General features: G+C 66.6%; 12 protein-coding genes. 2 read left to right on the top strand and 10 right to left on the bottom strand.

What is annotated here, in order from left to right; genetic code table 11:
- The first annotated feature begins 53 nt into the window (after positions 1-53).
- Complete coding sequence (locus tag JCQ34_RS07070; protein ID WP_286403198.1) at positions 54-677, top strand: class I SAM-dependent methyltransferase; 624 nt, start codon at positions 54-56, stop codon at positions 675-677.
- Here the strand turns inward: JCQ34_RS07070 and dapF are convergent.
- The 6 genes from dapF to JCQ34_RS07040 all read right to left on the bottom strand — a co-directional run bounded on the left by dapF (position 649) and on the right by JCQ34_RS07040 (position 6,255).
- Positions 649-1,593, bottom strand: coding sequence for a diaminopimelate epimerase (gene dapF / locus JCQ34_RS07065; RefSeq protein ID WP_286403196.1), 945 nt, complete (start codon positions 1,591-1,593; stop codon positions 649-651). The two genes, JCQ34_RS07070 and dapF, sit on opposite strands and share 29 nt — an antisense overlap.
- 99 nt (positions 1,594-1,692) lie before the next feature.
- Positions 1,693-2,589 carry a tRNA (adenosine(37)-N6)-dimethylallyltransferase MiaA gene (gene miaA, locus JCQ34_RS07060; protein WP_286403195.1) on the bottom strand — a complete coding sequence of 299 codons (897 nt, stop codon included), beginning with the start codon at positions 2,587-2,589 and terminating at the stop codon, positions 1,693-1,695.
- Positions 2,590-2,592: 3 nt separating this feature from the next.
- On the bottom strand, positions 2,593-4,152 hold the full coding sequence (gene miaB / locus JCQ34_RS07055) for a tRNA (N6-isopentenyl adenosine(37)-C2)-methylthiotransferase MiaB (RefSeq protein ID WP_434738936.1): 1,560 nt from the start codon (positions 4,150-4,152) through the stop codon (positions 2,593-2,595).
- A gap of 3 nt (positions 4,153-4,155) precedes the next feature.
- Positions 4,156-4,656 carry a regulatory protein RecX gene (locus JCQ34_RS07050; protein ID WP_286404357.1) on the bottom strand — a complete coding sequence of 167 codons (501 nt, stop codon included), beginning with the start codon at positions 4,654-4,656 and terminating at the stop codon, positions 4,156-4,158.
- Between the two features lie 120 nt (positions 4,657-4,776).
- Positions 4,777-5,832, bottom strand: coding sequence for a recombinase RecA (gene recA, locus JCQ34_RS07045; RefSeq protein ID WP_142135479.1), 1,056 nt, complete (start codon positions 5,830-5,832; stop codon positions 4,777-4,779).
- Between the two features lie 198 nt (positions 5,833-6,030).
- The gene (locus tag JCQ34_RS07040) at positions 6,031-6,255 is read right to left on the bottom strand and encodes a DUF3046 domain-containing protein (RefSeq protein WP_286403191.1); all 225 of its coding nucleotides are present in this window, start codon (positions 6,253-6,255) and stop codon (positions 6,031-6,033) included.
- Between the two features lie 41 nt (positions 6,256-6,296).
- On the opposite strand from JCQ34_RS07040, the gene JCQ34_RS07035 reads away from it, so the two are divergent.
- Positions 6,297-6,827 carry a MarR family winged helix-turn-helix transcriptional regulator gene (locus JCQ34_RS07035; protein WP_286403189.1) on the top strand — a complete coding sequence of 177 codons (531 nt, stop codon included), beginning with the start codon at positions 6,297-6,299 and terminating at the stop codon, positions 6,825-6,827.
- A 111-nt stretch (positions 6,828-6,938) separates the two neighbouring features.
- Here JCQ34_RS07035 and JCQ34_RS07030 read toward each other — a convergent pair whose 3' ends face one another.
- The 4 genes from JCQ34_RS07030 to JCQ34_RS07015 all read right to left on the bottom strand — a co-directional run bounded on the left by JCQ34_RS07030 (position 6,939) and on the right by JCQ34_RS07015 (position 11,561).
- Entirely contained in the window at positions 6,939-7,379 is a 441-nt protein-coding gene (locus tag JCQ34_RS07030; RefSeq protein ID WP_142134528.1) for a helix-turn-helix domain-containing protein, read from the bottom strand.
- Between the two features lie 167 nt (positions 7,380-7,546).
- Positions 7,547-8,026 (bottom strand): CinA family protein, encoded by a 480-nt coding sequence (locus tag JCQ34_RS07025; protein ID WP_286403187.1) that lies wholly within the window; start codon positions 8,024-8,026, stop codon positions 7,547-7,549.
- Positions 8,023-8,667, bottom strand: coding sequence for a CDP-diacylglycerol--glycerol-3-phosphate 3-phosphatidyltransferase (gene pgsA, locus JCQ34_RS07020; RefSeq protein ID WP_286403185.1), 645 nt, complete (start codon positions 8,665-8,667; stop codon positions 8,023-8,025). The genes JCQ34_RS07025 and pgsA overlap by 4 nt, the downstream gene beginning before the upstream one ends.
- A gap of 17 nt (positions 8,668-8,684) precedes the next feature.
- Positions 8,685-11,561 carry an FtsK/SpoIIIE family DNA translocase gene (locus JCQ34_RS07015; RefSeq protein ID WP_286403184.1) on the bottom strand — a complete coding sequence of 959 codons (2,877 nt, stop codon included), beginning with the start codon at positions 11,559-11,561 and terminating at the stop codon, positions 8,685-8,687.
- Positions 11,562-11,692: the final 131 nt, after the last annotated feature.

Raw genomic sequence — 11,692 nt, 5'->3', positions numbered from 1 at the left:
GGGCTGCAGCGCGGTTTCCCTTTACGCTGCAAGGGGAACTACTCTGGCGAGTTATGGAGTCAGCACACTATTTCAGCACGTCCCCCGCCGGCCCCTTCACCCGTAAGCCACTCAAGGTGGAGTTGGCGGGCAAGCCGCGCAGCCTCCACACCTCCACCGGCATCTTCAGTCCGGATGGGATCGACAAAGGCACTGCCGTGCTTCTGGCCGAGGTTCCTGATCCGAACCCCCAAGGCAACCTCCTGGACATCGGCTGCGGCTGGGGTCCCGTTGCGCTGACCATGGCCCTGCTGGCCCCCGGGTCCAAGGTCTACGCCGTGGACGTCAATGAACGCTGTATCGCCCTGACCAACGAAAACGCCGCCGCGCTGGGACTGTCCAACGTCGTTGCCAGCACGCCCCAGGAGGTGGACCCGGGCGTACGCTTCGACACCATCTGGTCCAACCCGCCGATCCGGATCGGCAAGGACGAGCTGCACGCCCTGCTCAAGCTCTGGCTGCCGCGCCTGGCCGACGGCGGGACGGCATGGCTGGTGGTGCAGAAGAACCTGGGTTCGGATTCGCTTCAGCGCTGGCTGGCTGCGGAACTGGATGATTCGTTCACCGTGACCCGGGAGTCAACGTCCAAGTCCTTCCGGATCCTGAAGGTTACGAGAGCGTCCCGCTCGCCACAATGACGGCGGGGCCGCTGAGTTCGACATGCTCGTGGCCGCCGGGACCGGCGAAGAACTTCACGCCCACCACGCCCCCGGGAACGTGGACCCGCCAGGCATCCGGGGCTTCCGCTCCGGCCCAGTGCCGGATGGCGACGGCGGCAGCACAGGCTCCCGTTCCGCAGGACTGCGTCTCCCCCACCCCGCGCTCATGCACCCTCATGGTCACCGAACCTACGCCGTCATGGACCAGCGGCTCCGCGGGAACCACGAACTCCACGTTGGTCCCGTTCGCCGGCACGGGGTCCACCTTGGGCGCGGTGAAGAGCCGGGTGCCGGCCAGTTCGGAAAGTTCGGCGAGGGCCACCACTGTGTGCGGATTCCCCATGCTCACGGAGAGCGCAGGCCGGGCAACTTCCAGCCCGTCGGCGGTGACCAGTGAATCCATGGCCTTGGCACTTGCCTCGCCGGGGAAAATGAACTCCCACGGCCCCATGTCCACCGCATAGCCGTCGCCGGTGCGGACCACGGTCTTCACCCCGCCGCGCGTGCCAATGGTGAGCGAGCCGCCGTCGGGCAGGTCGATCAGGCCCTGGGTGCGCAGGAAGTGGACGAACACCCGCACCCCGTTGCCGCACATTTCGGACAATGAGCCGTCCGCGTTGCGGTAGTCCATGAACCATTCGGCGTTCGGGGCACCGGCCAGCAGTTCACGGCCTTCGGGCAGGAACCGGGAAGGCACGGCCCTGATCAGGCCATCCCCCCCGATGCCGCGGTGGCGGTCGCAGAGCGCAGCGGCCTGGTCCGCACCAATGGCGTGCGTGCCGTCGGGATCGGCTACCAGGACGAAGTCGTTGCCGGTGCCGTGCCCCTTGGAAAAGCGGAGCCCGCTCAGTGTGCGCAGGGCGGGTCCGGTGGTTTCTGCGGGGGTTGCATTCATGGTCCCAAGCGTAGCGGCGGACCCGTCCGGCGCTGAAACCAAGGTCCTGAAACCGCAGTTGGCGGGACGCACTTCAGTCCGCGGGCCGCCATGTCTTTCCTATCTGCCCAGCTCCGCTGCCTTGCCCACGAGCTCCGGATCCTGCCAGTCCAGCCACATGATGCGGGGATCGGCGCGGAACCAGGTCAGCTGCCGCCGGGCGAACTGCCGGGTGGCCACGATGGTTTCCTCCGCGGCATCCTCGACGGTGGAGGTGCCATCAATGACCCGCAGGAACTGCGAGTAGCCCAGTGCGCGGGAGGCGGTCTTGCCCTGCCGCAGGCCCAAAGCGTCGAGCCGCCGGACCTCCTCGGGCAGGCCGGCGGCCACCATGCGGTGAACCCGTGCTGCCAGGCGCTCACGAAGTACCTCCCGGTCTACGCCAAGGCCAACCTGGATGGCAGGCTGGCAGTACTCCCGGCGGGGCATGAAGGAACTGAAAGGCCGCCCGGTGAGTTCATGTACCTCCAGCGCGCGGATGATCCGCCGGGCGTCGGAGACCCTTTCCGCGGAGACTGGATCCACGCTCTTCAGCCGGGCCAGGAGCTCCTGGGTGCCGACCTCGGCGTGCTCTGCCTCCAGGCGGGCGCGCACGGCGGGGTCGGTGCCCGGGAACTCCAGGACGTCGAGGGCGGCGCGCACGTACAGCCCCGAGCCCCCGGCCAGAATGGCGCGCTTGCCGCGGGCGTGGATGTCCGCGATGGCCGCCCGGGCCTGTTGCTGGAAGTCGGAGACGCTGGCCTCCTGGGTCACGTCCAGGATGTCCAGGAGATGGTGCGGAACGCCTCTGCGCTCAGCCGGCGTGATCTTGGCCGTGCCGATGTCCATGCCGCGGTAGAACTGCATGGCGTCGGCGTTGATAACCTCGCCGTCCAGTTCCAGGGCAAGGCTGACGGCAAGGTCGGACTTGCCGGAGCCGGTGGGACCGACGACGGCGATGACGGGCGGGGCAGCCACCTGTCAGCGGGTGCGCAGCGGCAGCGAGGGCATGCCGAGGGCGACGCCCTTTTGTCCTGGCGCGGAACCGGGAGCGGGCGCTCCGCAGGAGTCTGCCTGCGACCTGTCCCAGGCGTCCCCTGCCCGTGACCGGCGCAGGCTGTAGTCCTCGAGCGTTGGATCGGACACCAGGTGGAAGGCGGCGGCCTCGGTGATGGTGACGGTGACCAAGTCCCCCGGTCGGGGGGTGGGTGCGCCCTCGGGAACCGAGAAGTGCACCAGCCGCTGGTCCTGGGAGCGGCCGGACAACCTGTGGGTCTCCTCCGATTTCCGGCCGGACTGCGCGGTGACCATGACCTCGAGCCTCCGGCCCAGCTGCTTCCGGTTCTCCTCCGCGGCGATGCGGTCCTGCAGGGCGGTGAGCCGTTCAAAGCGCTCCTGGACCACGGCCTTGGGCAGCTGGTCGGGGAGCTCGGCGGCGGGGGTTCCGGGGCGTTTTGAATACTGGAACGTAAAGGCCGTTGCGAACCGCGACTTTTCCACAATGTCCAGCGTCGCCTGGAAGTCCTCTTCAGTTTCGCCGGGGAACCCCACGATGATGTCCGTGGAGATGGCGGCGTGCGGGATCCTCTCCCGGACCTTGTCCAGGATGCCCAGGAACTTCGTGGACCGGTAGGAGCGCTTCATGGCTTTGAGGATGCGGTCCGAGCCGGACTGCAGCGGCATGTGCAACTGCGGCATGACGTTGTGCGTCTCAGCCATGGCGTCGATGACGTCGTCGGTGAAGGCCGCCGGGTGCGGGCTGGTGAAGCGGACCCGTTCAAGGCCCTCGATCTCACCGCAGGCGCGCAGCAGCTTGGAGAAGGCCTGGCGGTCGCCGAACTCCACACCGTAGGAGTTGACGTTCTGGCCGAGCAGGGTCACCTCGATGGCGCCGTCGTCCACCAGCGCCTGGATTTCAGCGAGGATGTCCCCGGGGCGCCGGTCTTTTTCCTTCCCGCGGAGCGCCGGCACGATGCAGAAGGTGCAGGTGTTGTTGCAACCCACGGAGATGGACACCCAGCCGGAGTAGACCGAGTCCCGCTTGGTTGGCAGTGTGGACGGGAAGACGTCCAGGGATTCGAGGATCTCCAGCTGGGCCTCGTTGTTGTGCCGCGCCCGGTCCAGGAGGGCCGGCAGGGCGCCGACGTTATGGGTGCCAAAAACCGCGTCCACCCATGGCGCCTTTTTCAGGATGGTTTCGCGGTCCTTCTGGGCAAGGCATCCGCCCACGGCGATCTGCATGCCCGGGTTGGCTGCCTTGACCGGGGCAAGAATGCCGAGGTTCCCATAGAGCTTGTTGTCGGCGTTTTCCCGAACCGCGCACGTGTTGAACACCACGACGTCGGCATGGTCGCCTTCCGCCGGGACGTAGCCGGCGTCCTCGAGCATGCCCGCCATCCGCTCCGAATCATGGACGTTCATCTGGCAGCCGAAGGTGCGGACCTGGTAGGTGCGCGGCGGCAGGGCACCGGATTGCGGAACAGCCCCGGCTTCGACGGAAGGGGTGGCGTCGGATTGGGGGGAAGGAATGGTCAAACTCACCCGTTAAGGGTACCGGCTTTGGACCGGACCATGGGCAGGCCCCTGCCGGGCATCGAGGACCTCGTTGACGATCCGGAACGCCTGGGACGGCTGGTAGCCCTTTCTGGCCAACATCGAGGCCAGCCGCCGGACAGCCTTGTCCCGTTCCCCCGGACCGGACACGTCCGTCCCGGGCCGGAGCTTGCGCTCCACCAGGGCGCGGGCCGCGGCTTCCTCGTCATCGTCGGTCAGTTGCTCCAGGGCCGAGGCCGCCGTTTCCTGATCGATGCCTTTTTCCGCGAGCTCACGCCGCAGCGCGCCCTTGCCCAGTTTGCGGGACTGGGCACGGCTCCGAACCCACATGTCGGCAAATTCGGCATCGTTGATCAGCCGCACTTCCTGGAACTTGTCCAGCACCGCTTCGGCAACATGCTCGGGGATGTTCCGTTCTGCCAACTTCCGGGCGAGCTGCAGCCTGCTCTTGGGCGCTGCAGTCAGCTGCCGGTACACGATGGCCTGTGCCACAGAGAAGGGGTCCGGTTCGGCGTCTACGGACTGGGGGTCCTCAGGGACATCGAAGTCGTCCGGCGGCCCAGGGAAGGGGCCGCCGGACGTGGACCGCCGTGAGCGTGATCCAGCCAAGGGCTAGAACCCGTCGACGGCTTTCAGCTTGGGTGCATCCTTGGAGTCATCTTCGGCGGGCTTGACCCCGACACCAAGCTTTTCCTTGATGAGGCGTTCCAGCTCGGCAGCGAGTTCAGGATTGTCGCGCAGGAACCGGCGCGAGTTCTCCATGCCCTGCCCCAGCTGGTCGCCATCGTAGGTGAACCAGGAGCCGGACTTCTTGATGATGCCGTGCTCCACGCCCATGTCAATGATGCCGCCCTCGCGGGAAATGCCCTGGCCGTAGATGATGTCGAACTCGGCAACCTTAAACGGCGGGGCCATCTTGTTCTTGACGATCTTGGCCTTGGTCCGGTTGCCCACGGAATCGGCGCCCTCCTTGAGGGTCTGAATCCTGCGGACGTCGATGCGGACCGAAGCGTAGAACTTCAGTGCCTTACCACCGGTGGTGGTTTCGGGCGAACCGAAGAAGACGCCGATCTTCTCACGCAGCTGGTTGATGAAGATGGCGGTGGTCTTGGTCTGGCTCAGGCGGCCGGTGATCTTACGCAGGGCCTGGCTCATGAGGCGTGCCTGGAGGCCTACGTGGCTGTCGCCCATGTCGCCTTCGATTTCGGCACGCGGCACCAGGGCGGCAACGGAGTCGATGACGATGACGTCCAGCGAGCCGGAGCCCACCAGCATGTCCATGATTTCCAGGGCCTGTTCACCGGTGTCCGGCTGCGAGACGAGGAGGGCGTCCGTGTCCACCCCAAGCTTGGCGGCGTAATCGGGATCCAGGGCGTGCTCGGCGTCGATGAATGCCGCGATGCCGCCGGCGCGCTGCGCGTTGGCCACGGCGTGCAGGGCGACAGTGGTCTTACCCGAGGATTCAGGCCCGTAGATTTCGATAACGCGGCCGCGCGGCAGGCCGCCAATGCCCAGGGCGACGTCCAGCGCGATGGAGCCGGTGGGAATGACTTCGATGGGGGCACGGACTTCGTCGCCCAGGCGCATGACCGAGCCCTTGCCGAACTGCTTGTCAATCTGGGCAAGCGCTGCTTCCAGCGCTTTTGCACGATCCGGGGCTGCCGCCATGGTTGACACCTCTAATGCTTTCTCGATGGTGGCCTACGCGGCCGATGTATTGGTCATCTCTGACGCTAAGGGGACCCACTGACATTCCGGCCGGAGGACGACGGCTATGTGGATAAACCCAATAGAAAAAGCATAGCGTTATCCGAACAGGTATTCGAAGAGTGCGATTCCTCCGGCGTGTCCGGCGGAAGGGGCGGGCTAGTCCCGCCGCGGCGCGATATCCCGTCCCAGCCGCCGTTCCGCCGGTACGTCCTGGACATCGCAGACGGCAAGCCAAACCTTCCGGGGCTCCACGCCGGCAGCGAGGGCCTGGTCGGCGGTACGGCCACCTACGCCGGCAAGGACCAGGCTGCTGCTCAGCATGCGGGAGTAGCCCGCGCCGAACTCGTCATCCATGAGACGCCAGTACTCGCTGATTCGCATCGGTAAATCCTCTCATGATTGTGGACCATAGAATTATTGCCATGAGCACCTCCCCCGATGTCCCGCCGCGACACGACGCTGGCCAAGAAGCCGCCGACTCCGCGCTGCAGAATGTCGAACACCAGATCAGCCTGTTTTGGCGGCGGGCCCGGGCCATTTCAAACCAACTTTCACGCGAAGTCCACCCCGACATGGAGCCTGCCGCGTACGGGCTGTTGACGGTAATCCGCCGGGAGGGACCCATCCGGCTCACCGAGCTTGCCATGACCATCGGGGTGGGCAAGCCGTCAGTCAGCCGGCAGATCGCGTTCCTGGAAAGCCTGGGACTGGTATCCAAGGAGGCTGATCCACTGGACCGGCGGGCGCAGTCCATCCGCCTGACACCCAAGGGTGAGGAGAAGATGCACCAGGTCCAGGACGCGCGGCGCCAGGTCTTCCAGGAACGGCTGCGCGAGTGGCCGGTGGAAGACCTGCAGGAACTCGGCCGCTACATGGCCAAGCTGAACTCCACGTATGAGCGTGACGGCTTTCCCGGGGAAGCCGCAGGCGCAGCATCGGCCCAGGACCAATAGCCCAACCGGACAAGCATGCGGGGACCGGCACGAAAAGATACAGCAGGAAGCCCCCGGCCAGGCCGGGGGCTTCCTGCTGTTCGTCGGGCCCGCTGCGGGCGCCGGCTGCCTTTAGCGGGCGCCGGAGAGAAGGCCCGTGGAGAGTTCGTCGTCCAGTTCAGTGTTGAGGTCACGGCCGTAACGCTGGGAGAATTCCTGCGGAACGGTGTCCGGAACGGCGACACCTTCGGCTACTGCCACGCGGTCGCTGACCTCGCGGAGCATGCTTGACAGCGGAACATCCAGTGCCGAGCAAATCGAGGACAGGAGCTCTGACGATGCTTCCTTCTGGCCGCGCTCCACTTCGCTGAGGTATCCCAGGGAGACGCGGGCGCTGTGCGAAACTTCACGGAGCGTACGCCCCTGACGCTGGCGGACATCGCGCAGGACATCACCAATTTCGTGACGAAGTACTACCATCTTGCGCTCCTTCTGTTCGCTCTTAGCCTGTTCGGCGAGGCCCACATCCTTCCAGCGGACAACGCCGTTTACGGATACGGGCTGCTTTACCATCTGTATCGCCTTGCTCCCTCATTGGTCAGGTCCGCCGCCTGGCGGACCGTCGTGGTCATTTCATCCTAGGCGCCTCCGCTCTCCGGAAGCGACACAATGTAATAACTAATCGGTACCGGCTTTTGTTCCCGCCAACTTTACGCGCGGTAACTTAGGCGGCAACAGCCTCAGGCGGACAGCGCCTCCCCGAGCCTTTCCAGGGCGGCAGCGCAGGCTGCGGCGCGGATGTCCGGCCGGCTGCCGGTGAAGGAATACTCGAAGGCGGCGGTTCCGGCGGCGGTTGAGATCCCGATGTAGACCCGCCCCACGGGCTTGCCGTCGTGGGCATCGGGACCTGCCACCCCGGTGGTGGAAAGTCCGACGTCGGCGCCGAGCTCAGCGCGCGCACCGGCTGCCATGGCCCGGGCGACGTCCGGGTCGACCGACCCGACGCGGGCCAGAAGATCGGCGGGGACGTGCAGCACCCTGTCCTTCACGGAGTTCTGGTAGGCCACCACCCCGCCCTGCAGCATTCCTGACGCTCCGGGCGTGTCGGCGAGAACCGCTGACACCATGCCCGCTGTCAGGGATTCGGCGGTGGCAACGGTCTGCCCGGACTCAAGCGCCTGGCGGACCGCCTGCGCTGCCAGCTGGTGAAGATTGCTCATGCCTGCTCCTGCCCCTGCACGGTCCCGGCCTGGCGCTTGCCCTTCGCACGGAGGCGCAGGGCCTCAACAACATACTCGACGCCGGTCCACAGCGTGATGGCCACGGCCGCCATCATGACCGCGAACGCCACCCAGGACATCCACGGTGCGAACGACCCGAACGGCAGGAGGTACAGGAAGATCGCCGCCGTCTGCACCACGGTTTTGAGCTTGCCTCCGCGGGAGGCAGGGATGACGCCGTACCGGATCACGAAGAAGCGCAGCGCCGTAATGCCCCACTCCCGGACCAGGATCACAAGGGTGGCCCACCAGGGCAGCTCCCCCAGCAGGGACAGCATCACCAGCGCGGAACCGATGAGGAGCTTGTCAGCGATGGGGTCGGCAATCTTGCCGAAGTCGGTGACGAGGTTCCGGCTCCTGGCGATGTCGCCGTCGAGCTTGTCCGTGTAGATGGCGACGGCGAACGCCGCCACCGCTGCCCAGCGCCACGGTCCGGATTCGCTGTGCAGCCCGGGCGCGTCCGCTACGAGGAACCACACGAAGAACGGGACCAGCGCGATGCGGATCATGGTCAGGACATTGGGGAGGTTCCAGACCCCGGCACGGCCCTGGCCGGCGGCGGTTGCATCGGTGCTAGTCACGTTTCTAGGCTACCGGCCTAACGCCCGGTGAGGGACCATGCGTCTTCGGACCCGTCGTCGTCATCGCCGTAGCCGCCGGGCACGGAATCGGAGCCGTCGTAGTATTCGACGCTCTGTTTCCTGTTGTCCAGGTCAGCAGCCACCAGGTCCTCGGCGTAACCGCCCTGGGCAATGTTGGCGTTGGCGTTGTCGCTGAGGGCGGCGGTCTGCGAGTCCGGCGCTGCAGGAGCTTCCTGGCCCTTCATGGCGGCGAGGACTGCGGCGAGGTCGTCCGGCTTGACCAGCACGTCGCGCGCCTTGGAACCCTCCGAGGGTCCCACCACTCCCCTGGATTCAAGCAGGTCCATGAGGCGGCCGGCCTTCGCGAATCCGACGCGGAGCTTGCGCTGCAGCATGGAGGTGGACCCAAACTGCGTGGTGACCACCAGTTCGGTGGCCTGCAGCAGCACTTCGAGGTCGTCCCCGATGTCGTCGTCGATCTGCTTCTTTTCCGCTTCAGGGGCAACGTCGTCGCGGTAGACGGCCTGCAGCTGTCCCTTGACGTGCTCCACCACCTTGTGGATCTCCGACTCCGTGACCCAGGCGCCCTGGACACGCATCGCCTTGGAGGCACCCATGGGCAGGAAGAGCGCGTCACCCTGGCCGATGAGCTTTTCGGCACCGGGCTGGTCCAGGACCACGCGGGAGTCCGTGACGGAGGACGTGGCAAAGGCCATGCGCGAGGGGACGTTGGCCTTGATGAGGCCGGTGACCACGTCCACAGAGGGGCGCTGGGTGGCCAGCACCAGGTGGATGCCGGCGGCACGCGCGAGCTGGGTTATGCGGACGATCGAGTCTTCGACGTCGCGCGGGGCGACCATCATGAGGTCGGCGAGTTCGTCGACGATCACCAGCAGGTACGGGTAGGGCCGGATGACGCGCTTGGAGTCCACCGGCGGCTGGACCTTGCCGGCCCGGACGGCCTTGTTGAAATCATCGATGTGCTTGAAGCCGTAGTTGGCGAGGTCGTCGTAGCGGGCGTCCATCTCACGGACCACCCACTGCAGGGCTTCGGCGGCCTTCTTGGGGTTGGTGATGATGGGCGTGATCAGGTGCGGGACACCCTCGTAGGCGGTCAGTTCCACGCGCTTGGGGTCCACCATGACCATGCGGACCTCGTCGGGAGTGGCGCGCATCAGGATGGACGTGATCATCGAGTTCACGAACGAGGACTTACCGGCACCGGTGGCGCCGGCCACCAGGAGGTGCGGCATCTTGGCCAGGTTGGCTACCACGTAGCCGCCTTCCACGTCCTTGCCCACGCCCATCACCATCGGGTGGTCGGTGCGTCGTGCGTTCTGGCTGCGGAGGACGTCGCCCAGGGAGACGGTTTCGCGGTCGGTGTTGGGGATTTCGATGCCGATGGCGGACTTGCCGGGGATGGGGCTGAGGATGCGGACATCGCTGGAGGCAACGGCGTAGGAGATGTTCTTGGACAGGGCGGTGACGCGCTCCACCTTGGTGCCGGGCGAGAGTTCGATCTCGTACCGGGTGACGGTGGGGCCGCGGCTGAAGCCGGTGACGGTGGCGTCGACGTTGAACTGCTGCAGGGTATCGGTCAGGGCAGCGACGACGGCGTCGTTGGCTTCGGTGCGCTCCTTGGGGATGGACCCGGGGGTCAGGAAGTCCGAGGCCGGAAGGGTGTAGGTGACGTCGCCCGCGAGCGAGAGCTGCTCGGTGCGTTGCGGGATCGGGACGGGCGGCGGCGCGGGCGCAACAGGGTTGGAAGGCACGGTGGGCGCGGCGGCAGGCTTGCCGACGGCAGCGGGAATGACCAGCGGGATGGCCTCGGTGGCGTTTTCGGCCGGCGCCCCGGCGCCCAGGCCCTGGGCTGCCTTGATCTTCTCGACGGCGATTTCCGCCTGGGTGGGCCGCCGCACGCCGGGCGCAGGCCGGGCAGGTTCGCCCTCGTCGTCGTCAATGACTGCGTGTTCAAAGGCTTCGTCGCCCACGTAGCCCTCAAGGCCGGCGTCGGGCTCCTCATCCTTGCCGAAAAGCTTGCGCTTCTTTTTCTTCGGGGCGGCAGGCCGCGTCCGTTCCAGGTAGCTGCGGTCGTGCGTGTCGCCGGGGCTTTCCTGGTCCATCAGGTCGATGCCCATGAGGTGTTCGTAGGCTCCCCGAAGGCGCCGTGGAATGGCCGTGAACGGTGTGGCGGTGAGGATCAGCAGCGAAATGAAAGCCAGCAGCCCATAGAGGAGCACGGGGACGGCCGGGTGGATGGCGGCCAGCGGCGCGGCAGCCAGGAAGCCAAGCATGCCGCCGGCTTTGCGCAGGCCGTCGAAGCCGTCCGCGACCGTTGGCTGGCCGCCCAGGATGTGCGCCAGGCCGCAGCCGGCGAACGCCATGATCAGGAAGCCGATGCCCACCCGGTTGTTGCCCCGGCCGTCGGAGGGCTGGCGGAACAGCCGGAACGCGCACACGAAAAGCATGAGCGGAAGCAGCAGGGAGATCCAGCCGAACGTACCGTTGACCACGGCGTAGACGGCGTCCGGGAACCAGCCTGTCAGGCCCCACCAAGCGAAGGTGGCAATGAAGATGCCCAGTGCCAGATTGAACAGGGCGGCGCCGTCGCGGCGCTCGTCGGCAGGGAGATCACTGACGTCATGGCCGATGCGGCGCACTCCCCCGCCCACCAGATGCCCCACGCCCAGCCAGGCTCCACCCACCACGCGCAGCAGCCAGGGCTGGTGGTGTTCGACGGCGGGAAGCTGGCGGGTACGGGCGGTGCTGGAGGAGCCGCCGCGTCCTGCCTTGCTGGCGGTGGAGCCGGTTCCGCGGCCTGTGGAGCTCCCGGATTTGCTGCCGGAGCTGCCCCTGCCGGTACCTTTGGGCGCGGAAGTAGTACGTGTGGCCATAGTAGCCACGCTACCGGAAGCATGCTGTGATTCCGGGGATATCGGGGCCGGGCAGGTGCCCGGCCCCATTGGTTAAACCGCTCCGGCCCGCACTCCTGCTGCCAGCGGGAGTGCGGGCCGGAGCCAGTGTG

Source organism: Pseudarthrobacter defluvii, from assembly GCF_030323865.1.
In the GTDB taxonomy this organism is placed as follows: Bacteria; Actinomycetota; Actinomycetes; order Actinomycetales; family Micrococcaceae; genus Arthrobacter; species Arthrobacter sedimenti.
The sequence above is the reverse complement of the archived record's forward strand: the minus strand, read 5'-3'. Positions and strand labels throughout refer to the sequence as shown.